The organism is Salinarchaeum laminariae (assembly GCF_023204835.1).
Taxonomy (GTDB): domain Archaea; phylum Halobacteriota; class Halobacteria; order Halobacteriales; family Salinarchaeaceae; genus Salinarchaeum; species Salinarchaeum laminariae.
The window spans coordinates 306,478-329,140 of sequence record NZ_CP096270.1; the positions used below are offsets into that span (position 1 = coordinate 306,478).

20 protein-coding genes and 1 pseudogene are annotated in these 22,663 nt (G+C 67.0%); 8 read left to right on the plus strand and 13 right to left on the minus strand.

All coding sequences use genetic code 11. The annotated features are described in order from the left end of the window. The first annotated feature begins 67 nt into the window (after window positions 1-67). Window positions 68-1,216 carry a sulfatase-like hydrolase/transferase gene (locus tag MXF70_RS01575; RefSeq protein ID WP_248516834.1) on the plus strand — a complete coding sequence of 383 codons (1,149 nt, stop codon included), beginning with the start codon at window positions 68-70 and terminating at the stop codon, window positions 1,214-1,216. Beyond that, window positions 1,206-2,573: a sulfatase family protein gene (locus tag MXF70_RS01580; RefSeq protein ID WP_248516835.1), complete on the plus strand. Its 1,368-nt coding sequence runs from the start codon at window positions 1,206-1,208 to the stop codon at window positions 2,571-2,573. Before MXF70_RS01575 ends, MXF70_RS01580 begins: the two co-directional genes overlap by 11 nt. A gap of 32 nt (window positions 2,574-2,605) precedes the next feature. Here the strand turns inward: MXF70_RS01580 and MXF70_RS01585 are convergent, their stop codons facing one another. From MXF70_RS01585 to MXF70_RS01595, 3 genes are all read right to left on the minus strand, one after another. Then, window positions 2,606-3,055, minus strand: coding sequence for a toxin-antitoxin system TumE family protein (locus tag MXF70_RS01585; protein ID WP_248516836.1), 450 nt, complete (start codon window positions 3,053-3,055; stop codon window positions 2,606-2,608). Beyond that, window positions 3,052-3,564: a winged helix-turn-helix domain-containing protein gene (locus tag MXF70_RS01590; protein ID WP_248516837.1), complete on the minus strand. Its 513-nt coding sequence runs from the start codon at window positions 3,562-3,564 to the stop codon at window positions 3,052-3,054. Before MXF70_RS01590 ends, MXF70_RS01585 begins: the two co-directional genes overlap by 4 nt. Before the next feature lie 198 nt (window positions 3,565-3,762). After that, a complete protein-coding gene (locus MXF70_RS01595) occupies window positions 3,763-5,514 on the minus strand; it encodes an ArnT family glycosyltransferase (RefSeq protein WP_248516838.1) in 1,752 nt (583 codons plus the stop codon). Window positions 5,515-5,693: 179 nt separating this feature from the next. On the opposite strand from MXF70_RS01595, the gene MXF70_RS15175 reads away from it, so the two are divergent. Then, entirely contained in the window at window positions 5,694-5,822 is a 129-nt protein-coding gene (locus tag MXF70_RS15175) for a DUF8595 family protein (RefSeq protein ID WP_259370380.1), read from the plus strand. Between the two features lie 72 nt (window positions 5,823-5,894). Here the strand turns inward: MXF70_RS15175 and glmS are convergent, their stop codons facing one another. The 8 genes and pseudogenes from glmS to MXF70_RS15180 all read right to left on the minus strand — a co-directional run bounded on the left by glmS (window position 5,895) and on the right by MXF70_RS15180 (window position 14,235). Then, window positions 5,895-7,724, minus strand: coding sequence for a glutamine--fructose-6-phosphate transaminase (isomerizing) (gene glmS / locus MXF70_RS01600; RefSeq protein ID WP_248516839.1), 1,830 nt, complete (start codon window positions 7,722-7,724; stop codon window positions 5,895-5,897). 1 nt (window position 7,725) lies between these two features. Next, window positions 7,726-8,916, minus strand: coding sequence for a sugar phosphate nucleotidyltransferase (locus MXF70_RS01605; RefSeq protein ID WP_248516840.1), 1,191 nt, complete (start codon window positions 8,914-8,916; stop codon window positions 7,726-7,728). 170 nt (window positions 8,917-9,086) lie between these two features. Beyond that, window positions 9,087-9,536, minus strand: coding sequence for an HVO_A0114 family putative DNA-binding protein (locus MXF70_RS01610; RefSeq protein ID WP_248516841.1), 450 nt, complete (start codon window positions 9,534-9,536; stop codon window positions 9,087-9,089). 23 nt (window positions 9,537-9,559) lie between these two features. Continuing rightward, a pseudogene (locus tag MXF70_RS01615) lies at window positions 9,560-9,899 on the minus strand (toxin-antitoxin system TumE family protein). A 456-nt stretch (window positions 9,900-10,355) separates the two neighbouring features. Next, complete coding sequence (gene glmU / locus MXF70_RS01620) at window positions 10,356-11,594, minus strand: bifunctional sugar-1-phosphate nucleotidylyltransferase/acetyltransferase (RefSeq protein ID WP_248516843.1); 1,239 nt, start codon at window positions 11,592-11,594, stop codon at window positions 10,356-10,358. A 100-nt stretch (window positions 11,595-11,694) separates the two neighbouring features. Further along, window positions 11,695-13,080, minus strand: coding sequence for a phosphoglucosamine mutase (glmM, locus tag MXF70_RS01625; protein WP_248516844.1), 1,386 nt, complete (start codon window positions 13,078-13,080; stop codon window positions 11,695-11,697). A 214-nt stretch (window positions 13,081-13,294) separates the two neighbouring features. Next, complete coding sequence (locus MXF70_RS01630) at window positions 13,295-13,843, minus strand: DUF367 family protein (RefSeq protein WP_248516845.1); 549 nt, start codon at window positions 13,841-13,843, stop codon at window positions 13,295-13,297. Window positions 13,844-14,106: 263 nt separating this feature from the next. Further along, window positions 14,107-14,235: a DUF8556 family small protein gene (locus tag MXF70_RS15180; protein ID WP_259370381.1), complete on the minus strand. Its 129-nt coding sequence runs from the start codon at window positions 14,233-14,235 to the stop codon at window positions 14,107-14,109. Window positions 14,236-14,429: 194 nt separating this feature from the next. Between MXF70_RS15180 and MXF70_RS01635 the strand changes: the two genes are divergently transcribed. Next, on the plus strand, window positions 14,430-15,140 hold the full coding sequence (locus MXF70_RS01635) for an RAD55 family ATPase (protein ID WP_248516846.1): 711 nt from the start codon (window positions 14,430-14,432) through the stop codon (window positions 15,138-15,140). 55 nt (window positions 15,141-15,195) lie between these two features. Further along, complete coding sequence (locus tag MXF70_RS01640) at window positions 15,196-15,765, plus strand: DUF8057 family protein (RefSeq protein ID WP_248516847.1); 570 nt, start codon at window positions 15,196-15,198, stop codon at window positions 15,763-15,765. Between the two features lie 59 nt (window positions 15,766-15,824). Here the strand turns inward: MXF70_RS01640 and MXF70_RS01645 are convergent, their stop codons facing one another. Next, the gene (locus MXF70_RS01645; RefSeq protein ID WP_248516848.1) at window positions 15,825-16,049 is read right to left on the minus strand and encodes a hypothetical protein; all 225 of its coding nucleotides are present in this window, start codon (window positions 16,047-16,049) and stop codon (window positions 15,825-15,827) included. An 89-nt stretch (window positions 16,050-16,138) separates the two neighbouring features. Here MXF70_RS01645 and MXF70_RS01650 point away from each other — a divergent pair, with 89 nt between their 5' ends. Both MXF70_RS01650 and MXF70_RS01655 read left to right on the plus strand, forming a co-directional pair. Then, window positions 16,139-18,565 carry a thioredoxin domain-containing protein gene (locus MXF70_RS01650; protein WP_248516849.1) on the plus strand — a complete coding sequence of 809 codons (2,427 nt, stop codon included), beginning with the start codon at window positions 16,139-16,141 and terminating at the stop codon, window positions 18,563-18,565. A gap of 182 nt (window positions 18,566-18,747) precedes the next feature. Further along, window positions 18,748-18,999, plus strand: coding sequence for an MTH865 family protein (locus MXF70_RS01655; RefSeq protein WP_248516850.1), 252 nt, complete (start codon window positions 18,748-18,750; stop codon window positions 18,997-18,999). A gap of 162 nt (window positions 19,000-19,161) precedes the next feature. Here MXF70_RS01655 and MXF70_RS01660 read toward each other — a convergent pair whose 3' ends face one another. Beyond that, entirely contained in the window at window positions 19,162-21,828 is a 2,667-nt protein-coding gene (locus tag MXF70_RS01660) for an efflux RND transporter permease subunit (RefSeq protein ID WP_248516851.1), read from the minus strand. Window positions 21,829-21,968: 140 nt separating this feature from the next. On the opposite strand from MXF70_RS01660, the gene MXF70_RS01665 reads away from it, so the two are divergent. Continuing rightward, complete coding sequence (locus MXF70_RS01665; RefSeq protein WP_248516852.1) at window positions 21,969-22,646, plus strand: TetR/AcrR family transcriptional regulator; 678 nt, start codon at window positions 21,969-21,971, stop codon at window positions 22,644-22,646. The last annotated feature ends 17 nt before the right edge of the window (window positions 22,647-22,663 follow it).

A 22,663-nucleotide genomic window follows, 5' to 3' on the forward strand; every position in this document is an offset into this window, starting at 1 on the left:
AGGCGGACCGACGGCCGATCCGATCACGGAGGATCGCCGCCGGGCGAACGGAGGTCGAGTCAGGACGATGAGAGACGTCGTCCTCGTCACCGCCGACTCCGTACGCTACGACTTCGCCGACGATATGCCGTTCGTCGACTCGCTGGACCCCATTCTCGGTATCACCGCAGGTCACTACACCCGACCGAGTCTCGGCGGCCTCCACTCGGCCCGCCTCGGCGGTTCGGTTCGTTCGAAGGCGGTCTCACCGACGATCGCGGAGGTGCTCCAGGACGCCGGCTACACCTGTCTCGGCGCCGCCGCGACCGCCCAGGCCGACCCGGCCTTCGACTTCGACGGCGGGTTCGACCAGTACGAGAACTTCATGGACGGCGGCGGGAACGCGGTCGAGAACCGCCGGAGTTCCCTCCGGGAGTATCTCGGTCAGTTCGAGATCGTCCGCGCGGTCTATCATCGCTTCTTCCCGATGGAGGCAGTTCTCTCGGGCCTGCCGCCGGACGACGAGGTGATCGATCACGCGATCGAGCGCTTCAACGACGCCGAAGGCCCGCGCTTCCTCTGGGTCCACCTGATGGACAGTCACCGCCCGTACGGCCGAGGCGACGACGCGCTCCCCGTCGAGATCGACCGGAAGGCCGAAGCGAGCGGGCGGGATTCGATTCTCCCCGATCCCGAACTCACCGACGAAGAACACGACGAGCTCGTCGACACCTATCGGCAGGCGCTCGGACGCACCGACGAGCGCATCGAGCGACTCACCGACGAAATCGACGCCGAAGATCCGATCCTCGTCGTCACGTCCGACCACGGCGACGAACTCGGCGAGGAGGAGTACTACTACCACCAGGGGTACCGCCGCCGCGTTCCGGACCCGATCGTCCAGGTGCCACTGGCGATCGACGGGATCGACGTCGCAGCGGATCGAGCGAGCTTGCTCGACGTCGGGCCCACCATCGCCAGCGCCGTTGGCGCGGAGATCCCCGAGGTATGGCGCGGCACCGATCTGCAGGAGGCCGGCACCGAGCGAGCCGCGACCGTCGCGCCGTGGCACGACGAGGCCACGGTCGCACTGCGGGATCGTGAAAGCACGCTCGTCGCCGCCGACGCGGACGTCTCCTTCGAGGAAGGCGGCGAGGAAGCGGCCGTCGGCCGCGCGGACGTCGACGAATCGGTCGAGCAGCGCCTGCAGGAACTCGGCTACAAAGATGCCGGGTGAGGAGCCGGCGGACGACGTCGGCGATCAGGAAGCTGCGTCGTGCGATGCCAGCGATCCCCCGAACGTCTTCTTCGTCTGTATCGACTGCCTGCGGAGCGATTTCGTCGGGAGCGACCACGCCGACACGCCATTCATCGATAGCCTGGTCGAGCGCGGCACGCACTACGACTCGATGTTCGCGACTGCGACGACGACCACGCCCGCGGTCGCGAGTTTCATGACCGGCCGCTACTCCGAGGGCAACGGCGTTCACTCGCTGGACGAGGGGCGCCTCCGGGACGACGTGAGCACGCTCGCCGAGAGCTTTGCCGCTGCGGGGTACCAGACGACGGCGATGGTAACGGGACCGCTCGTCGAGGACACCGGACTCGATCGCGGGTTCGACGAGTTCCGCTACCGCGACCGCACCGAGCTCCTGACCGGCGAGTGGGAGGGAACAGCCATAGACGTGATCGAGGACCTGGCCGACGCCGAGGACCCGTTCTTTTGCTTCCTCCACCTCTGGGCGATCCACAAGCCGATCGACGTACCGCCCGCGTTCGACGACCCCGAGTACGGCGAGACGCCCTACGCCCGCACGCTCTCCGCGCTCGATCGGTCGCTCGAACGGCTCTGCGACCGACTTCCCGAGGACACCGTAATCGCGCTCCACGGCGACCACGGCGAGTCGATCACCTGGCTGCACAACCCCGTTCACAAGCTCGGCAAGTACGCACGAACGGGGTTGCGCTACTATCTCGGGATCGACACCCGCGGCGTCGAGCGACGGGTCGACCGGTTCGTCGCCGACCGGTGGCCGAGTTCGGTGCCGGACCGGTTTCTCGACGACCGCCACGGCGAGAACGTCGCCGATCACGTCGCCAACGTCCCCTTCGTTCTCTCGGGGCCCGGAATTCCGACGGCGAACGTCGACGCGCAGGTCAGACAGGTCGACGTGTTTCCGACGCTGCTGGGCCTACTGGAGGAGAGCGATGCAGCCGAGGAGAAAGAGGGGGAAGCGGAGGGGTATGAGAACGGGACAGCTGCCCCCGCCGAGTCCGTCGACGGCGAGCCATTGCTCCCACCGGCATCCGTCGAGGATCGAGACGTGTACATGCGCGCCTGTGGCGCCTCGCTGTTGAAACGGGAAAGCTGGGCTCGGGCAGTCCGCGCCGAGAAGAAGAAGCTCGTCGTCTACCCCGACCGGGACTGGGCGCCGGAGTTCTACGACCTCGAACGCGACCCGCAGGAGCTCTACCCGCTCTCCGACGCCGAGGAGGAGATCGAAGCCTATCGCGAGCGGTTCCCGACGGCAGAGCTCACCGAGGGCGAGCGCCTCGAAATCGACGGGCTGCTCGAAGATCTGGGGTACAAGTAAGCAGTTACCAGCCTCGAGAGGGCGAACCGTCGTCAGGGCGGGTTTGCTGCGCTATTCAGTTGATCGACATCGTCCTCGTACGCAGCTCGCCACATCGCCTGGACGGCACGGGTTACTAGTGACACCTCGTTCACGTCGATACACGACGGTTCGGCCGTCTCGGTGGCCGCATCAGGCGGGGGATGAAAATGGGCCTCCGGTGAGTGCGTATTCGGGTGGCGATCGAATCGCCAGTTGACGTCCGCAGTATCGACGTAGTGAAACGAATACATTCCAAGCTCACTCCACTGGATATCGATTCGAGCAGCGTCTGCGTCGCCGAATCCGTCCGAGAGGCTGATCTGGAGTTCCGTGGGTGCGACGACGTCGTCGTACGACGTCGCTTCGACGAACGGCTCAAGTTCGAGCCAGAGATCGCGAATTCGCTGGAGAGCCGGAAGATAGATCTGCCCGAACGTACCGGCACGGTCGTGATCGCTCATGCGGTGAGATGGTGGCTGGCTTCGTCGTAGGCGAGTGCCGCCTGGGCGACAGCGAGATTCTGCCGCGTGGTTTGCCACGCGGTGAGATCGTCCCACCCATCCGTCTCGTCGGCGTCGAGTTTCTGGACGAGTTCCTCGGGCGAGACCACGTCGTAGCGGTTCTCGTAGCTCCGAATCTCGGATTTCATTCGCTCGATGCCGTCGAGCAACTCCGTTCGGTCCGCTTCGTCGCGAAGTTCGCGGATCCGAGACATCAGAATTCGGTCGCCATTGCGCCGGTACAACGTCGTCTGGCCGTCCGCATCCGTCTCGGCGAAGCCCGTATTCACGAGAGACTTGCAGTGACGACGTGCCGTGGGTTCGCTCACGAGGGCCCGATCCCCGATCTCGGCTGCCGACTGCCCATCGTGGGTCTGTTCGACGATCTCGTACACACGTTCGAACGGCGTGGTGTCCTCTTTCCACTCCGCTTCGACGTGCTCGTTTACGTCGTCCCACTGATCGGTCATACTGAGTGCTACGGGGTGCAACGACAAATAATTTTCTAGGAAAACTATCCTTTCCCATAACTGCTCGTGCAGCGCTGTGGGCCCCTGCTCCGCTACCGAATCACGGTACCCCGGATGGTCGGCGAGCGCGGGATCGTAGCGTGGCCGCTCCACACTGTGGTTCCCTCTACCCCGTCGTCGCGTCGGTCGTCGTTGCAGTTACGCCCCGCAATGCTCCCCGTCGCCGGCTGGCACCGTCGGTTGCATGACGACGATTCTGGGGTTGTTCGTGTTCCGTGACGGCGGTTCGAGCCGAAGTGCGCGCTCGAAATTCGCTTCTGCGTCGCGCTGGAGATTCGGATCGCTCGGACCGAACTCGGCGACGACCTCGTAGCCGGCCTCGCCGCCGAGCAGGGACCGGTAGAACGCGGTCCGGTTCGGCGAGACGACGGGATCCTCGAAGTAGCGCTCGTAGTGGAAACTCGAGAGCACGAGGTAATCGGTCCGGTGACAGCGCACGCGTTCGAGGACGCGCTCCTTGCGCTCGGCGGTGTGTCTGTCGTAGAGCGGGTCGATCGAGGCCTGCGTGACGTTCGCGCCATCGGGCATCGAGGGGAGGTAGGTCGGTTTCGTGAGCAGCGTGACCTGCTCGCCATCGTCGATGTTCGCGTGGGTCCACTTGGAGGCATCGCCGCGAGACGTGCTCCAGGCGACCGCGCCGCTGGCGGTGTAAAAGAGGGAGAGCAGGAGGACGATCGCCAGCACCGGTCCCGCAACGCGACGCACCGACGGACGACGCTCCGCGTCGATCGCCCAGCCACCGACGAGCCCGACGAACAGGGCGAGGAGCGGCACGATCAGCAGAATGCGGTTGTACTGCGTACTCGAGGTGAACGAATCGACGAGGAAGAAGGTGACCGCGAACCCGAGCGGATAGAGCGTGAACCGACTGATTCGGTCCGTGACGGCGAGTAGACCGACGCCGACCGTCGCGAGGATCGAGAGCGCCAGCAGCGGCACGCCCAGCGCGGTGACGAGATGACCGAGGTGGGCGATCCAGCCCGGCTCGTTGGCCGCGTAGAAGGTCGCACCGCCGGACTTGACGACGAAGTAACGGCCGATCTCCGCGGCGTAGCGGTCGGGACGGACGAGCAGTGACGGCGTCGTCGCCACGTACGTCGCGATCGCGAGCGCGGGATACCGAACGAGGTCGCGGAGGGCATCCTGGGTCAGCAGTTCCCGTGGTTCGTACCGTCGGAAGGCCAGGATCGCGACGACGAATACGAGAACGCCCGCGGTCGCCTTCGTCGAGATCGCGAGTCCCGTCGCCGCGGCGCCGTAGAGCATGAATCGGTCTTCGCCGGTGTCGTAGTGATACGCGAGCAGCAGGAAGGTCCAGATCACGAAACAGGCCACGACCACGTCCTCCGTCGCGTACTTCGCCGTCAGGACGAAACCGAGTGTGACCGAGAGCGTCGCGGGGGCGAGCACGCCAGCCGGACGCCCGCCGAGTCGCCGCGCGAGCAGCCCGACGCCGAGCACCGTGAGGAGCCCGGCGGTCGCGGAGACGAAGCGGCCCGACGTCACCAGCAGGTGGTAGGTGTCGAGTAGCTGCTGGTTCGCCGCGGCCCACTGGCCGCCGGCGGTGTACTGCGAGACGCGCTCGGCCTCGGCGAGTACCGCGTCGATCTGGCCGGTGACGAACCAGTACGCGCCGATCGGAAGCAGGACGACGAGATAGGCGACGACGAGCAGCCAGATGTGGAGATTCCCGCCCTTCTTGAACTCGGTCATCCCGTAGGGCTCCTGGGCGATCGTCAGCGGCTGGGTCGTCGCTGCGATCTCGTCCGGGATGAACTGGTAGGGCTCGACGCGCCAGATGCCGAGATAGAGAAGCACTGCGGCGACGGCGAGCACGCCGGCGAGCCAGGGGTTTTCCCTGACCGCACGCCGGATCCGGTCGCGATGCATCTACCGCGGCGGAATCTCTACAGCCGTTTGAACGGATCGGTTCCGGTGTTTCGCGGACACCGGCGGTCGCGGAATTCCACCGTTTCGGGCCGTACTGAGGCCGATACCGCACGTTCGGGCTCGTCTCCGCCGCCACCCACAGGACTTATTACGGTTCCCAAAGAGGAGTGACTCACACAATGAGTAACTCGGACGCCGACCGCGAGGAGCCCTCCGATGACGACCACCTCGCAGACGTCGACGCAGGCGCCGGCTGCACGGAGATCTGGGAGCACCTCTCCGAGCGACGCGCCGCTGCGGACGACTGACCTGCCGTTCTCGCTGATCTCGCGCTCATCGACAGCACCGACGAGCGACCGTCGTCGAAAAAGACGCGCGCCCTACTCCACCGTCACGCTCTTTGCGAGGTTCCGTGGCTTGTCGATCGACCGATCCTTCGAGTCGGCCACGTAGTATGCGAACAGCTGCCAGTAGACGTTGGTGATCAGCGGTTCGAGCAGTCCGGCGTCGGGCACCGGCCACTCGACGTCGAGATACTGTCCCGCCCCGTCACCCGACGAAGCGCCGATCACCGGCGCTTCGCGCGCCTGCGCCTCCTTGACGTTGTTCAGCGTCTGCTCGGGTCGCGATCCCTCGGTTAGCACGGCCAAGACCGGCGTCTCGGGCGTCACGAGCGCGAGTGGCCCGTGTTTCAGCTCGCCCGCGGCGAACCCTTCGGCATGGTCGTAGGAGATCTCCTTCAGCTTGAGCGCCCCCTCCAGCGCCACCGGGTGACCGAGCCAGCGCCCCACGAAGAAGAACGCGTCCGAATCCGCCAGCTCCAGCGCGACCTCCTCGACGTCGTCCGTGCGATCGAGCACCTGCTGAACGGCGCCGGGGAGCCCGCGCAGATCCGAGAGCACCTCGCTCGCGCGATCGGAGGAGAGCGTCCCGCGCTGGCGGCCCAGCGCCACGGAGAGCATGGTCATCGTCGCGACCTGTGAGCAGAACGTCTTGGTCGCAGCGACGCCGATCTCGGGGCCGGCACGAATGAACAGGCTGTCGTCGACCTCCCGCGTGACGGTGCTCCCCAGCGTGTTCGTCACCGCCATCGTTCGCGCGCCCGCACGGCTCGCCTTTCGGATCGCCGCGAGCGTGTCCGCGGTCTCGCCGCTCTGGGTCACCGCAACGACGAGCGTGCGCCAGGGGTCCCGGCCGCCGTCGAACTCGTACTCGCTGGCGATCTCGACCGTCGCGCGGACGTCGGCCAGCTCCTCGACCAGCTCGGCGGCGTACCGTGCGGCGTAGTTCGACGTCCCCGCAGCGACGAACTGGACCTCCTCGAGCGAGCCGACGTACTCGGCGGGCAGTTCGAGGTCGAGGTCGACGGTCCCCGCGTCGGGGTCAACGCGTCCGGAGAGCGCCTGTCGGAGCGCGGAGGGCTGCTCGTGGATCTCCTTGAGCATGTAGTGGTCGTAGCCGCCCTTCTCCGCGGCGTCGGCTTCCCACTCGAGCGTCTCCCGCTCGGGCTCGATGGGCTCGCCGTCGCGCTCGATCCGAACGTCGCCGGCGGTCTGGCCGTCGCTCGCACCGAGGATCGCCAGGTCGCCGTCCGCCAGATAGGTCACGTCGCGGGTGTGCTCCAGGAACGCCGTCACGTCGCTCGCAACGAATGCGCCGTCGTCGCCGTACCCGACGACGAGCGGGCTGTCCTGCCGAGTGGCGAACAGCGCGTCGACGCCCGCCATCGTCACGACGACCGCGAAGCTCCCCTCGAGTCGGCCGACCGCCCACTGGACGGCCGCCTTCGGCGACTTCCCATCGGCCAATGCCGTCTCGATCAGATGCGGAACGACCTCGGTGTCGGTCTCGCTCGTGAACGCGTGGCCGGCCGCTTCCAACTCCGATTTGAGTTCGTCGTAGTTCTCGACGATGCCGTTGTGGACGACCGCGACGTCCCCGGTGCAATCCGTGTGGGGATGCGCGTTCGCGTCCGTCGGCGGACCGTGGGTCGACCAGCGCGTGTGGCCGATTCCGCGGTACTGGTCGGCGGACTCGGGGAGCGCGTCCAGCAGCGCCGAGACCTCACCGGAGCGCTTGTAGACGTCCAGTGTTCCATTCGAGAGCGCGACGCCAGCCGAGTCGTAGCCCCTGTACTCCAGGTTCTGGAGCCCCTCGGTGACCAGTGGGAGAGCGCGCTGCGCGCCGTTGTAGCCGACGATTCCACACATGCTACCCCCTCCGGATCTGCGTTCCCTGCTCGACCGTCCCGCTCGCGCTCGCGCCGGGCGCAACGTCGACCTCGTCGTAGAGGATCGCACCGGGCGCAAGCACCGCACCACCCCCGACGTGTGCGTTGTCGCCGACGACGCCGCCGAGCCGAACGTCCTCGTGAACGTTCCCCTCGACGATCACCGTCGCGTCGCCACCTGGGACCGTCGCGTTCGCACCGACGGTCGCATTGGCGCCGACGACGCAGTCACGGACGACCGCGCCCGGACCGATCGTCGCGTCCGGGAAGATCACCGATCGCTCGACGACGGCGTTCGCGCCGATGCTCGCGTTGTCGGCGATCGTCGCGCCCCGTCCGACTGTCGCGTTCGGTCCGACCCGAGCGCCGGCAGCGAGGTGAGCAGCCTGGGCGACGGTCGCGCTCTCCGCGACGGATCCCTCGATGCCGCCGCCGGATCGGTCGAGCATCCGGCCCGTAACAGATAGCAGGTCCCAGAGGTGCGTGACGTCGAGCCAGAGTCCGTCGTAACGAACGGCCCGAACCGCACCGTCGTCGATCGCCCCGGCGATCGCCGCGGTGATCGACTGCTCGCCGTCCGCGCCGGTCGGCGTCGCCCGGATCGCCTCGAAGACGTCCGGCGTGAACCCGTAGACGCCGGCGTTGATCAGCTCCGACGGTGGCTCGCGCTCGGGCTTCTCGATCAGATCGACGACCAGATCGTTCTCGACGGTGACGACGCCGTACTCTGCGGGGGTCGGCGAGCGTGACACCGCCATCGCAATCTCGTCGCTGCCGGATCCCTCACCGCTCTCGCCGAGCGTCCTGCGAACCGACTCGACGGCAGAGGGCTCGATGATCCGGTCGCCGTTGAGCACGAGGAATGGACCGTCGACGAACGGCTCGGCCTGGAGCACGGCGTGGCCGGTGCCGAGCTGGGTCTCCTGGACCGCGTATTCGATCTCGACGCCCCAGTCGTCGCCATCGCCGAAGTGGGTCTGGATGCGGTCGCGCTCGTACCCGACCACGAAGACGACGCGGTCGATGCCCGCGTCCGCGACGGCCTCGAGCACGTACTCGAGCAGGGGGCGATCCGCGATCGGAAGCATCGGCTTCGGTCGCCGGTTCGTCAGTGGCTCCAGCCGACGGCCCTCGCCAGCGGCGAGGATCACTGCCGTCGTCTCGTCAGTCATGCCAGTTCGTATCGCTGGCGCACACTTGAATACACCGTCGACCGGTGGCCGTTCGGGGCTGCTGTCGCTCACACCCAGCCCAGAAGAGTGGGTTCGACCTCGGAATGTGTCAGATCATCCAGCCATTCGGTCGATCCCGCAGAAGGAGGCGTCGAAACGACAACCGTTGGTCATGGCGCGGAGGCCGCCGTGTCGCCAGCATCCGGATCGAACGGGAGGTTGATGACCAGTTCGTCGAACCAGACGACAGGGCGCTTGCTCTGGCCGTCCTCCTCGAAGAAGATGATGCCTAGCTGGGCGAGTCGACTGAGTTCCTCGTGGACGTTCTTGACGTCTCTATCGACGACCCGTGCGGTCTCGTTGATACTGGATGGTTCCTCTCGCCGGATAGCTTTGATGAGATCGAGGACGCGTGGCGTCAGCGTCTCCATGAGGTCATCGTAGCTAGTGAACGAGAGCGTCGGCGTGGAATCGGCCTCGCTGCCACGTTCGAGATCCTTGATGCCAGTGAGTACGTCGTCATAAAATTCACTAGAACTGGTGACGGTTACGACGAGGGTGGATTCGCCCCGGAGCTGTTCACGCTCCATCGGGTGCAGCGGTGGCGTTGAATCAGTCATGGTATCACCGTGGTGGGGTGGCTTCAGTTGACCTCGAATTCCAATTTCGGAATTTCGCTCCAGAACCGTTCCCAGAGTTCGACCATCCCGGGGAACGTGACGTTGGTTGGTTCGGGATCCGGTGCGACGTGCAGTTCGTGCCCTTTGGTGTCCTCATGTGAGTTGTCGTACCTGCGAATCGTGCCGTCTTCGAGTGTGCGGGGCAGATCCGGCTCCGTGTCACCGTAGTGGAGTTTGTAGGCCCATCCAGACGGGTACGCCTCACGATCTGTCCGCATGCAGAACACGCGGACGACGGTCCCCGTCGGGGTACTTTCTCCCCTCACTCACGCCATCCAGGTCATCACCGGTCACCGAGGCCATCCTCGGCCATTGGTACGCAGACCAATGAAATAAGCGTGCTGGTCGAGGGGCCCCTGAGAGTCCGGCGCAACCTATGTGTCGAGACGAACAACGATTGCCTATGACGGGCTCCGGGACGCCATCAGACGTCGACGTGCCACGAATCGTCAATACCGAGGGTGTTCTTGGCGGCGACCCACGCATCGACGGGACGCGAATCGGCGTCTTTCCCGTCTACCAACGTTACGTCGTGGGCGACGAGGATCCCAATGCTATCGCCAGCGGCTCGACATTTCGGCCGCCGAAGTCCACGCCGCGCTGGTGTACGCCTTTCAGAACGGCGAAGAGATCCGTGCCATCGAGGAGCGCGAGCCGGATCTCCCTGGTCGCCGCGTCACACCGGACGACTAGTTCTAGCGATATCGGCACGTACGACCGATCATGGAACAACAATGAGCCAGTATTTCGCGACTGAACTCACTCCCGTCCGCGATCCCGGCGCACCGTCTCTCCAGGCTCCGTCGCGGCGCCCGTTCCGAGCACCACACCGGCGTTCAGACTCGTGTCGATCCCGGTCTTCGCGCCATCACCGAGCACCACCCCGAGCTTCCGGCGACCGGTATCGACGGCCTCGCCCTTGACGCGCATCCTGACGTTGGCGTCGTCGTGTCGCAAATTCGCGACGACGGTCCCCGCACCGAAGTTCACGTCTCGGCCGAGCACGGAGTCGCCGACGTAGGAGAGGTGCGCAGCGTGGGCGCCGGCCATCAGCACCGAGTTCTTGACCTCGACCCCGTTGCCGACGCGGACGTCCGGACCGAGCACCGTGGCACCGCGGACGTACGCGTTCGGACCGACGTCCGCACCGGAACGGATCACGACAGGCCCCTCGACGTAGGCACCCGAACGAACGCGGGCACCGTTTTCGACGACGACCGGGCCGTGGAGATCCGCGCCGTCCTCGACGGTGCCATCGATCAGCTGTTCTGAAGAACTGTCGCCGTCCAGCTCTCCAAGCACCGTCTCGGTCGCGGTGAGGAGGTCCCAGGGCCGACCGACATCGAGCCAGGTGCCGTCGTACTCCACGGCGGCGATCTCCGCGCCGTCGTCGAGGAGCAACTCGATGGAGTCGGTGATCTCGAACTCGCCACGGGGGCTCTCCGTCGTGCGATCGATTGCGTCGAAGATCGACGGCTCGAAGGCGTAGACGCCGACGTTGCCGAGATCCGATGGCGGGTCGTCGGGTTTCTCGACGATCCCCTCGACGCGGGCAGTACCCGTGCTCGCTGCGTCCCAGTCAACGTCGACGACGCCGTACTCCGTCGGATTCGGCACCGTCGTCACCGTCAACGCGTGGCCCTCGGTCGCAGCGAGCCGTTCGAACAGGGCGTCGTCGAGCACGAGATCGCCGTTGCAGACGATGAACCGATCGTCGACGACGTCGGCTGCACGGCCGACGGCGTGGGCCGTTCCCTTGCGCTGGCGCTGCTCGACGTACTCGACGGGCGCTCCGTCGAAGGTATCCCCGATCGCTTCGCGGATTGCGTCGCCTCGGTAGCCCACGACCAGCACGAACCGATCGACGTGGGGCGAGCACTGTCCCATCGTTCGTTCGAGCAGCGTCGTCGTGCCGACCGGAAGCAGGGGTTTCGGTCGTTCGTCGGTCAGCGGGCGCATTCGCGTTCCCTTGCCCGCGGCGACGATGACGGCATCCATGGAAGAGCGTATTCGTGGGTCGCCGTAAAACGGTTCGGCTCCGCGGTGCGGATCTCGTCCCAGCGATCGGGCTATCGCCCCGGTCGCGGCCGCAGCCCAATCAGTCCGCGAGCGCGTCGTCGAGTAGCTCGTGCCCGGTCTCGAGAAGATCGTCGGCGCGGGCCGGCTCGCGGGCTTCCGCAGTCAATCGGATCAGTGGCTGGGTGCCGCTCGCACGAAGCAGGAGCCAGCCGTCGTCGGTCGTCACCCTGACGCCGTCGATGTCGTTCACGTCGTCGAACGTGTCGGCTGCGGCCGCCTCGATGCGCTCCATCGTCGCCGCTTTCTCCGCGACCTCCTCACTGTCCCGCCGGATCGGATACGAATCGAGATCGTCGACCAGCGCCGAGAGCGGCCCGTTTTCGGCGACCATCGCCGCGAGCCGGCAGGCTGCCAACGGCCCGTCCGGGCAGAGCGTCGCGTCGGGCCAGATCCAGGCACCGCTGGGCTCACCGCCGAAGACGACGTCGGGCTCGCTGGCCCGTTCGGCGACGAAGACGTCGCCGACGCGCGTCCTGACGACCGCGGCCCCCGCTTCAGCGAGGGCATCGTCGACGGCAAGGCTGGTGTTGACGGGCGCCGCAACGCGCGGCTCCGTCCCGGCCTGTCTGCCGGCCTCGTCTGCGCTGCGCACCGCATCCACGGCGAACAGCGCGAGGAGCGCGTCGCCGCCGACGAAGTTCCCGGTCTCGTCGACGGCCATCATTCGATCTGCATCGCCGTCGTGGGCGACGCCGAGATCCGCGTCCGTCGCTGCAACGACGGAGCGAAGCGTCGAGAGCGTCTCCGCAGTGGGCTCGCTGGGGCGGCTCGGGAACCGTCCGTCGGGCCCCTCGTTGAGCGCCTCGACCGAACAGCCCAGCTCACGGAGGGCCTGGACCGTCAGACCGCCGGCCCCGTTACCGACGTCGACGACGACGTCGAGATTTGCGAGTGGGCCGGTACTGTCGGCTCCAGCGGCGGTCTCCTGCCCCAGGACAGCGTTCTCGATGGCAGCGACGTGGCGCTCGGCCGCGCCGTCCCACGCCGAGCGACCTCCGACCGCGTCCCACGCAGCCGCCGTGGCGTCGTCAGCCCGAACGCGCTCGGCGATTCGCTCGCGGCGCTCCTCGTCGAAGGCCTGTCCCGACCGCTGCCAGAGCTTGATCCCGTTGTCTTCCGGCGGGTTGTGCGACGCCGTCACCGCGATTCCGACGTCGGCGTCCTGCCAGGCGACGCTCCGCGCGATCGTCGGCGTCGCAGCGATGCCGAGGTCAATCACGTCCGCGCCGCACTCGCGAGCGCCCGCGGCGGCCGCGTCCGCGAGGAGATCGCCGGTCGTTCTGGGATCCCGGCCGATCACGATCCGATCGGCGTCCTCGGCCGCGACTGCGCGGCCGATCGACAGCGCGAGCTCTGCCGTCACGTCCGTGCCGAACGGGCCGCGGACGCCACTCGTTCCGAACACGGCCGGTGGTTCGAGCGAGGGGTACTAAGCAACACCGGAGGCCGGACCGGCGTCCGGAGGCGAGTCACAGTGCCCGCGACCAGCCGTACGGCTGGCGAAGTGTAGCGGAACAGGTCTGGATCCAATTGCAGTGGTGTGGGTCCGGACGTATGGTCCGAACTGTCCGGACCCAACCGCAATGGTGTGTCTTGCCGAAGTGGTCCGAACTGTCGGTCTACGATTCTTCGTCGGGATCCGCCAGATACTCCTCCTGTACGGCGACGACCTCGGCAGAGTCCGCACACGCCGCGTACCGTCGGAGCGGCTCGTCGTTCATATCGATGAAGGCCTGCCCCCAGGAGAAACAGGCGAGCAGCTCCTCCGCGGCCGCTCGCTCGCCGAGGATCGCGAGCCCTCCAGCCAGCGCTTCCGCGGTCGTGAGCTGAAACGGCTTTCCGAAGTTCACCGGGTTCGCCGCGACGAGGAAGGGCAGCGCCCGGTGTTCGCCGGCGATCGAGAACTGGGCGGACTCGGCGGTCTCCCAGGAGCAATCCAGCGCGACGAGCCGGTTCGCCGCGTCGCGGTCGGCGGGCGAGAGCGCCTGCTCGGCGTGTGGGTTCAGCACTATTCCGTAGGGCGTCTCGCGGTCGTTCCGGTGGAGCGTGAGCGCGCCCTCGCGTTCGAGGCGGCGCGCGGTACACTTCTTGGGGTCGTCGTCGCCCTCGTAGCGAGCGTGCAGGGCGAGCGACCCGGGACGTCCGTCGACAGGCGTATCCTCGGCCACACCTGGACTACTCGGTCAGGTGGCAAAAGCGCCGCGGGGTGGGGCTGACCCGAGCGTGGGGGCGACGCAAGCGCGGCGGTGAGGTGGAATCTGTGCGGAACGGCCTGGGGGACCTGAGCGGAACGGGTGCAGGGGATCGGGGGTGGGCCGAGGCGGAGCGGAACCGGGCGAGCGTCCGGGGGACTAGTCGTCGACGTAGTCGCCGTTGATCTGGACGGTAGAGACGGGCATCCACGACGCGTCGCGCCGTCATCCCGCCGTCGTCACTCGGAGGGATCGTTGCCGCGCCGGTGGAGGTACACCATCTCCCAGAGTGCCGCTTCGAGGTCCTCTTCGGCGGCCTGGTCGAGCTGGCTGTACAGCGAGTCTGACACCGTGATGTCGGGCATCATCGGAGCAAACGGCGGGCAGGAGCATTAAACTACTGCAATTCGTAATAGAGTAAACTGGGCTGCGGTCCTGGCTCGATCTGGGCTGCGACCTCAGGTTTGGTGGGTTCCGGGACGGACAGTACGGTGGTCCCGTTCGGGCCCAGGACGCGAACTGCCAGAACACTCTTGTCCGGTCCGCTCCCTCCTGCGTAACGATGCGCGTTGCAACAGGGGTCCCCGGGTTCGACGAACTCGTCGATGGCGGGTTGCTGACGGACCGGCTGTACATCGTCAGCGGACCGCCCGGCAGCGGAAAGACGACGTTCGCGTCGCAGTTCGTCACCAAGGGGGCCATCGACGGGCAGACGTCGCTGTTCCTCTCCCTACACGAGACGAAAAAAGAGCTGGTCGAGGACATGTCGAACTACGAGTTCGGGTTCGACAAGGCCGTCAGCTCCGGCCGAGTGAAGTTCCTCAACGTGTTCGAGAGCGAGGCCAAGCGCTTGCTCGCGCCCTCCTCGCGTTCGGGCGGCGATTTCCCGGACAACGTCGAGAACATGACCAACCAGATCGTCTCCTTCATCGAGAACAAGGATATCGACCGGCTGGTCATCGACTCGGCGATGTTGCTCGAGTACTACTTCTCGGACGACCTCGACGACTTCATCAAGTTCCTGACGGCGCTCAAGCGGGCGGACGCGACGGCGCTCGTCATCTCCGAGATGACCGACCCGACCTCCTACTCGGACGAGCACTACCTCGCCCACGGCGTCTTCTTCATGCACAACTATCTGGAAGAGGGCGGCATGCAGCGGGGCGTCCAGATCATCAAGATGCGCGGGACCAAGATCGACAGCAACATTCACGCAGCCCGCTTCAGCGATCGCGGCCTGCGCGTCGATCCCAGCGCGACGATCGGTGACTGATGGGAGAGCCAACCCTGACACAGTGACGCCAATGACCGAGACACACACCTAAGCGATGTACGAAGATCGCTTCGGGACGGACTGGACGTCGATCGACGACCGCGAGGAGGCCGTCCGCCGCGCGTTCGCACTCGGCGTCGCCGCACGAATGGGCGAGCATTACCCCGGCGAGCTCGACAAGATCAGCGACGAGGTCGAGTCGAACTACGACCGAAGCTTCGTCGAGCTGGCCTATCACGAGGGCCGGGACAAGGCGGATCGCGTCGATCCCGAGCCTGACGACGACGCCAACGAGGTGTGGGAGCAGGTCGTCGCCGAGACGACGCAGCTCGATCCCAGCGACCGCCCCGACGAGCCCGAGCCCCACGAGAAGGAGGGGATGCCCGGCGCGCTCGGTGGCTACGACATCGACACGCGCCCGGACGACTCCAGGGAGGCAGTCGGTCGGCCGAAGTTCCTCAGTCGCCGTGACGCCGAAGAGCCCGAACACCGGCGTCGGCGCAGCCGTAGCTCCAGTTCCTCTGGCGGGAGTGGCGACGACGAGGAAAAGGGACCGACCGACGAGGAGCGCGCCGAATTCGAGGAGATCCTCGATCCGGATAGCGGAAGCGACGGCGATAGCTGACCGCTATCGATTCTCACCGGTTTCCTGGCTACCACAGTCACCAGGGAGCTGCAGCAGCTTCAGACAGCATCGGACAGCGACTCGCCGTCCGACCGGCCGTCGAGTCCGTACACCAGGAGCGCGACTCCCGCCGCGTAACACCCGAGCGGTACGAACACGATCAGGAGACCGACGATCACGCCGGCGTCGACCGAGACCGCGACGGTGAACAGCAAGAACGCGATCGGGACCGTCAGGACCAGCCCCGCGATCCGGAGGAGTCGGAGTCTGGCCTGTACGCGCATACAGAATCGGTGGGGTGCCAGCGGGAAGTCGCTGCCGCTCGCCCACCGGGAGCGCCGGTGCTTTAGGGCTCACTCCCCCAGCCCGAGACATGAGCGGACCGACCGATCGAAACCGCCTCGAAAGCGAGGCGAGCCCCTACCTCCAGCAACACGCCGACAACCCCGTCAACTGGCAGCCGTGGGACGACGCCGCGCTCGAGGCTGCCCGCGAGCGAGACGTCCCGATCTTCCTCTCGGTGGGCTACGCCGCCTGCCACTGGTGTCACGTCATGGAAGAGGAGAGCTTCGAGGATCCCGCCGTCGCCGAGGCCCTCAACGAGAACTTCGTCCCGATCAAGGTCGATCGCGAGGAGCGCCCCGATCTCGACTCGGTCTACCAGACCGCCTGCCAGATGATGTCGGGCCGCGGTGGCTGGCCTCTCTCCGCGTGGCTCACGCCCGAGGGCGAGCCATTCTACGTCGGGACCTACTTCCCGCGGGAGTCACGCCAGGGGATGCCGGGCTTTCTCGACCTGCTCGACGACGTCGCCGACTCCTGGGCCGATCCCGAGGAGCGCGCGGAGTTCGAGCAGCGCGCAGCGACCGTCACGACCCGGATCCGTGGGGAACTGGAGGAAACTGGCGAGGAACCGTCGGCAGCACAGGGCGCGGGCGCAGAGCCAGACGCCGCCGTCGGCGACGGAGCGGCAGCGGAGACGGGCCCCAGCCCGGTCGAGCGAGCGGCGAGCGCGGCGCTCCGGAACGCCGACCGCGAACACGGCGGCTGGGGACAGGGCCCGAAGTTTCCCCAGCCCGCACGGATCGAAGCGCTGTTCGACGCTGGCGCGGGCGACCCGAGCGGTGGTGCTGCCGACGCTGGTACGAGCGAAGGGAGCGGCGACGCTGGCGCAGGCGACGGAAGCGGCGATAGCGAGAACGGCAACGCGGACGACGAGGGAACAGCCTCGGAGTTCCACGCGGTCGCGAACGCCGCCCTCGCGGCGATGGTCGACGGCGGCCTCTACGACCACGTCGGCGGCGGGTTCCACCGCTACTGTACCGACCGAGACTGGACGGTCCCCCACTTCGAGAAGATGCTGTACGACAACGCGGAGCTCCCGCGCTCCCTCCTCGCGGGCCACCAGCTCACGGGCCACGACCGGTACGCAACGGTAGCCCGCGAGACCTTCGCGTTTCTCGACCGCGAGCTGGCGCATCCGGACGGCTCCATTTCCGCGACCCTCGACGCGCGAAGCGCGGTGCCGACGAACCGAACGGCCGACGGCGAGCCTGGCGAGCACGAGGAGGGCGAGTTCTACGTCTGGACGCCGGCAGAGGTCGCCGACGCGCTCGACGATCCGGAACTCTCCGAGCTCGTCTGCGATCGCTACGGAATCACCGACCGCGGGAACTTCGAAGGCGCCACCGTCCTGACGATCGACACGTCGATCGAGACCCTCGCGGAAACGTACGACCTCGCACCGGCGACCGTCCGCAAGCGACTCGACGACGCCCGCGAGACGCTCCGGCGCGTCCGCGAATCCCGACCGCGTCCGCGCCGCGACGACAAGGTCATCGCTGCGTGGAACGGGCTTGCGATCCGTGCGCTGGCAGCCGGATCGATCGTCCTCGAAGACGACGAGCTCGTGAAGCGAGCGAGCACGGCACTCGACGCCGTGAGGACGCAGCTCTGGGACGGCGAGCAACTCGCGCGACGGTACGTACCCGGTGACGCTGGGGGCGGAGACGCAGAAGAAAGCAGCTCCGTAGACGTCCAGGGCCGCGGATATCTCGAAGACTACGCATTCCTCGGCCGCGGCGCTCTCGCGTGTTACGAGGCCACGGGCGACGTCGACGCGCTCGCGTTCGCGCTCGATCTCGGTGAGCGGATCGTCGGTCAGTTCTACGACGAGACGAGCGAAACGCTGTACACCACGCCCGCAGGCGGCGAGGACCTGATCGCTCGCCCGCAGGAGCCCCGCGACCAGTCGACGCCGTCGAGTCTGGCGGTCGGCACTGACCTGCTGCTCGCTCTCGACGCGTTCCGGACGGACGACCGCTTCGACGAGGTCGCACGGGCGGTGCTCGCCACGCACGAAAGCAGACTCGAGAAGCGCCCGCTGGAGCATCCCTCGCTCGCGCTCGCAGCGGAGCGCGCTCGCGCCGGGTCGACCGAGGTGACGCTCGCGATCGACGGACTTGGCGCGTCTGGCGAGTCGTCCACCCTGAACGGCTCTCCCGATGGGGCCGTGGGCCTATCGGACGCCTGGCGCTCCTGGCTCGCCGATCGGTACCTGCCACGGCGGCTGCTCGCGCCACGGCCGGCGACGGCGGAGGGACTCGCGGCGTGGCTCGATCGGCTCGATTTGGACGAGGCGCCGCCGATCTGGGCGGGGCGGGAGGCCGGCGACGGAGGTTCGCAGTCTGGCGATTCGACTGGGTTCGCCGAGGGTCCGACCGCCTACGTGTGCCGCGGGTTCACCTGCTCCCGGCCGCTGACGGACCCAGCGGCCGCCGACGAGTGGCTTGACGGCTGAGACCATCCCGTCTGGAATCGATCGCGCTGGAGTCAGTGGGTGAGACAGTCGTGGAGTCGGTCGTCTCGGAAGCGGTTGGAGTACGACCTGTCGCGCCAGGCGATCCGAACCGCTCGCGTTCGGCCCGAGTCAACTTCCAATCAAGGCAAAGTTTATTGTCTCGGCCATCACTACGTGAGTGCATGGCAGACGAAGCCGAACTCCGAGAGCAGATGATCGAGGCATTCGAAGGCGCAGACTACCCGATCTCCAGCCCGATGGACCTCGTTCCGGCGCTCCCCAACGGTCCGTCGACGAGCTTCGAGTCGGGCGACTTCTCGATGACGGCGATGGAGCTCAACACCAAGCTCGGCGGCGGGGACTTCCCCTACGACAGTCCCGAGGCCTTCGTCGACGACGTCCTCGAGCAGCTGAAAGACCAGGACCTCATCTGAGGACCCGACCGCGGCGGGCGACGCACGCCCGGTTCACGTTCTCGCGCGGCAAATCGGCCAGCGGCTGCTGTGTCTGGATCTCTTACGGCAGAAAGCGGCGCCGTTGCGCAACGTTGTGGGGCCCGAACGGATGACCGAGCGGATGGCGACAGTGTGAGTGACTCAGTCGTCGCCGAGATCGGGCTCGGAGTGGCCGCGGCCGCCCGGTGCGTCTGCGGCGAGCTCGGAACGGGCCCACTCCGGACCGAGGAACCGCGTCCAGAGGACCAGCAGACTCGGCAACACCGCGACGCTCGCGAGGAACGCGAAGCCGATCGACGTGGCGGTGATGGTTCCGAACTGCTGGAGGACCGGCAGGAAGGCGAACGTGAGGACGCCGAACCCGCCGGCCGTGGTCGCAGCGCTACCCAGCAGCGCCCCGCCGGTCCCGGTGACCGTCGCCTGCAGCGCGCCAGCGACGCTATCGCGGGTTTCGAGTTCCTGATTGTACCGCTCGGTGACGTGGATGGAGTAGGCGACGCCGATGCCGATCGTGAGGCTGGTGATCATCCCCGTCATGGAGTTGAAGGGCATCCCCAGCAGCCACATCGTCCCCAGCACCCAGGACAGCGCCATCAGAATCGGCGCCATCGCCACGAGCCCGAGCGTCCCGCGTCCCGCGGTGACGCGGTAGGAAGCGATCAGGAGTACCCCGACGGCGGCGAGGGTGACGACGAGGCTCCAGAGCACCGTGTCGAGGATATCCGATGCGACCTGCTGGGTCAACACCGTCCGCTGGCCGGTGGCGGTGGCCTGGACGGCGGCGGAGTCGGCGCTACCACCGCCCTGCGTTTCGATCCGCGACGCGGCGTCGCGAACATTCTCCACGAGCGCCGTCGTCTCGTCGGTTCCGCCGGCGAGCACGGTGAGCCGGAGGGAGCGATACTCACCGTCATCGGTACGGTCGACGACAGCCGACGCCGCGGCGGGGTTCGCCGCGTAGAGCGCATCGTACACCGCCGCGACGTTCCGGTCAGGGACCCCGTCACCATTTGTGTCGCTGGCCGCCAGCGTCGCGTTGAACGACTCGTTCTCCGCGGCGACGCGGGCCATCGTTGTCGTGGGGGTCGTGATCGCCGCGCGACCGTCCGGAAGCCGAGCGGTCGATTCCGCACCGGCGAGGGTGCGGGACGCGACGTCCACGCGCTCCAGCGTCGCCGGATCAGTGACCGCTCCTTCGACGAGCACCTGCGCGTCGAGATCCTGGCGGACGAACTGGCTCTCGAGGACGTTCATTGACTCAACGGCGCTGTACTCGCTGGGCTGCATCGAGTCGGGGAGGGACTCTGTCCACCCCGGCGGATCGTCGGCGAGGAAGTCCCGGCTCTCGAAGCTCGAATCGATCTGCGTGGCGCCGTAGGCGCCGCCGAGACTCAAGAGAAGGGCGAGCACGAGCACGATCGCGGGCGCCCGCCGAGCGACCGTCCCAGCGCCCCGCAACACCCCATTGAGCCGGCCGCTCGATCCGAACGCCGACGCGCTACGATCGCGGCCGCGAGCCTCGAGCCAGCCGTCGATCTCGACCTTGACTGCTGGAACGAACAGCGTGAATACGAACAGCGCGGCGACGATTCCCGCCGCGTTGACGATCCCGAACTGCGCGATCGGCGTGATCGGGCTGACGACGTTCGAGAGGAAGCCGACCGCGGTCGTCACGGTCACGAGCACGAGCGCGAGGCCAACGCCAGCGAGACCGGCCTTCATCGCGGCGTCGATGGAGGGAACGCCGTTCGCTCGGCCGCCGTCCGGATCGGAGTCCGTGGATCGGGCCTCCCGCGATCGCATGAACACGTGGATCGCGTAGTCGATCGAGAGTCCGATCAGGAGCACGGGCACCGCGACGAAGATCTGGTTGAACGCGATCCCTGCCCAGCCCATGAAGCCGAAGGTCCACACCAGCACGAGGCCGATCCCCGCGAGCCCGAGCACCACGTCGACCAGATCGCGGTAAGCAATTGCGAGCACGACTAGCACGAACAGCAAGGCGAACGGTCCGACGATCGCGAGGCTCTCGTTCAGGGACTTGCTGAACTCGTCGGCCGTGATCCCAACGCCGAAGACGTGGTAGTCGGCACCGGCACGGTTCGCCCCGAGGTCGGCCATCGCCCCCTGACTCTCGATCAGGTGGTCGGGAGCGGTGTCGATCGAGACGTACTCCCCGCGGGTGTCCTGGCGAACGAGAACCATCGAGGCGTCGGCCGACGTGTCGCCGACCGCGTAGTCCGCGGGCAGGAGCATCAACAGCTCCGGACGGTCCGCGGTGAGCACGCTCTGGATCGTCGCGTCGATGTCGGCCTCGTCCATGGACTCGATCTGGGCGATCTGAGCGTCGAGCGACGGCGGTTCGCTGGCACCAGCCGCGCCACCGGAGCCGTTCGCTGCGATCCCGCTCGTCTGCGATCCTTGCTCCTGTCTGATCGCCGCCGTCGCGATCGTGGATGCGACGCTCGTCGTCGGCCGCCGGTCGGTCGCGAGCGTCGGTCCGATCGTCTCGTCCTCGGCGATCGCGCGCTGGTAGCGGAGCGTCTCGAGGAGCCCCGCTTTACTGAGGGCGTCCTCGCGCTCGACCACGACCTGCGCCGTCGTCACGTTCTCGCCGGTCCGGTCGTAGCGCTCCTGGATCCGATCGAGCGCGCGGGACTCCGCTGAGTCCGTCTGGAAGCCGTCGAGCGAGGACTGCTGCTCGACCTGCATCGCGCCGGCGATCATCCCCGCCGTGAGGACCAGAAAGAGGACGATCACCAGCCGACGGCGATCGACGATCGCGTCTGCGAGATCGCTTACCTGCACTGGACACCACCTCCCGAGGCACCGAACGAACGTTCGGTCATGTGTCGAACGAACGTTCGGTCTGATAAAACGGTTGCGGATACCGTCGGGACACCCCCAGCGGGCCCTTTAACCGACAGCGGACCGAACGATCGGTCGACATGAGCCCCGACGTCGAGCTGTTCCCCGAGCCCGAGACGAGCGAGGAGGAGATCTACCGGGCAACCTATCGGGCGCTCACCCAGCACGGGCTTGCCGACCTCTCGATCCAGCAGATCGCGGACGAGGCGACGCTGGGCAAGTCGACGATCTACCACCACTTCGACAGCAAGGACGATCTGCTGAAGTCGTTCGTGGGCGAGTTCATGCGTGCCCACGTCGACGCGCTGATGCTCGAATTGCCCGAGACGGAGAGTCTCGATTTCTTCACCTACGGACTCGACCTCTTCATTCTCGGTGAGGCCGCAGACGGCACGACCCTCGACGAGCTGGCCGGCTCGGAGATCAACCAGGTGTATCTCCAGCTGCGCGCCCAGGCAGCGATGGACCCCTCCTACCGGAGCGCGCTCGGGGACGCCGATGCCGTCGGGCTCGCACGGACGGAGGAGATCCTACAGGGCGGGATCGACGCCGGACTCGTTCGGGCGTCGATCGACGTCGAGCAGGACGCTGCCACGCTGTACGCGCTCATGGAGACCGCACTGCTCGTGCAGTGCACCAGCGACCAGACCGGCTGGCTCCGGCACATCCGGGCCGCCGCCGACGACTACATGGCATCGATCGTCGCGGACGACATCGAGTGGCCGCGATCGCAGGTACTCGAGCAGCGCACCGAGTGATGCAGATGCTCGGGTAG

Coding starts and splice junctions, on each gene's coding strand:
- MXF70_RS01575 (WP_248516834.1), top strand. CDS start 68: ATGAGAGACGTCGTCCTCGTCACCGCCGACTCCGTACGCTACGACTTC.
- MXF70_RS01580 (WP_248516835.1), top strand. CDS start 1,206: ATGCCGGGTGAGGAGCCGGCGGACGACGTCGGCGATCAGGAAGCTGCG.
- MXF70_RS01585 (WP_248516836.1), bottom strand. CDS start 3,055: ATGAGCGATCACGACCGTGCCGGTACGTTCGGGCAGATCTATCTTCCG.
- MXF70_RS01590 (WP_248516837.1), bottom strand. CDS start 3,564: ATGACCGATCAGTGGGACGACGTAAACGAGCACGTCGAAGCGGAGTGG.
- MXF70_RS01595 (WP_248516838.1), bottom strand. CDS start 5,514: ATGCATCGCGACCGGATCCGGCGTGCGGTCAGGGAAAACCCCTGGCTC.
- MXF70_RS15175 (WP_259370380.1), top strand. CDS start 5,694: ATGAGTAACTCGGACGCCGACCGCGAGGAGCCCTCCGATGACGACCAC.
- glmS (WP_248516839.1), bottom strand. CDS start 7,724: ATGTGTGGAATCGTCGGCTACAACGGCGCGCAGCGCGCTCTCCCACTG.
- MXF70_RS01605 (WP_248516840.1), bottom strand. CDS start 8,916: ATGACTGACGAGACGACGGCAGTGATCCTCGCCGCTGGCGAGGGCCGT.
- MXF70_RS01610 (WP_248516841.1), bottom strand. CDS start 9,536: ATGACTGATTCAACGCCACCGCTGCACCCGATGGAGCGTGAACAGCTC.
- glmU (WP_248516843.1), bottom strand. CDS start 11,594: ATGGATGCCGTCATCGTCGCCGCGGGCAAGGGAACGCGAATGCGCCCG.
- MXF70_RS15180 (WP_259370381.1), bottom strand. CDS start 14,235: ATGATGCCCGACATCACGGTGTCAGACTCGCTGTACAGCCAGCTCGAC.
- MXF70_RS01635 (WP_248516846.1), top strand. CDS start 14,430: ATGCGCGTTGCAACAGGGGTCCCCGGGTTCGACGAACTCGTCGATGGC.
- MXF70_RS01640 (WP_248516847.1), top strand. CDS start 15,196: ATGTACGAAGATCGCTTCGGGACGGACTGGACGTCGATCGACGACCGC.
- MXF70_RS01645 (WP_248516848.1), bottom strand. CDS start 16,049: ATGCGCGTACAGGCCAGACTCCGACTCCTCCGGATCGCGGGGCTGGTC.
- MXF70_RS01650 (WP_248516849.1), top strand. CDS start 16,139: ATGAGCGGACCGACCGATCGAAACCGCCTCGAAAGCGAGGCGAGCCCC.
- MXF70_RS01655 (WP_248516850.1), top strand. CDS start 18,748: ATGGCAGACGAAGCCGAACTCCGAGAGCAGATGATCGAGGCATTCGAA.
- MXF70_RS01665 (WP_248516852.1), top strand. CDS start 21,969: ATGAGCCCCGACGTCGAGCTGTTCCCCGAGCCCGAGACGAGCGAGGAG.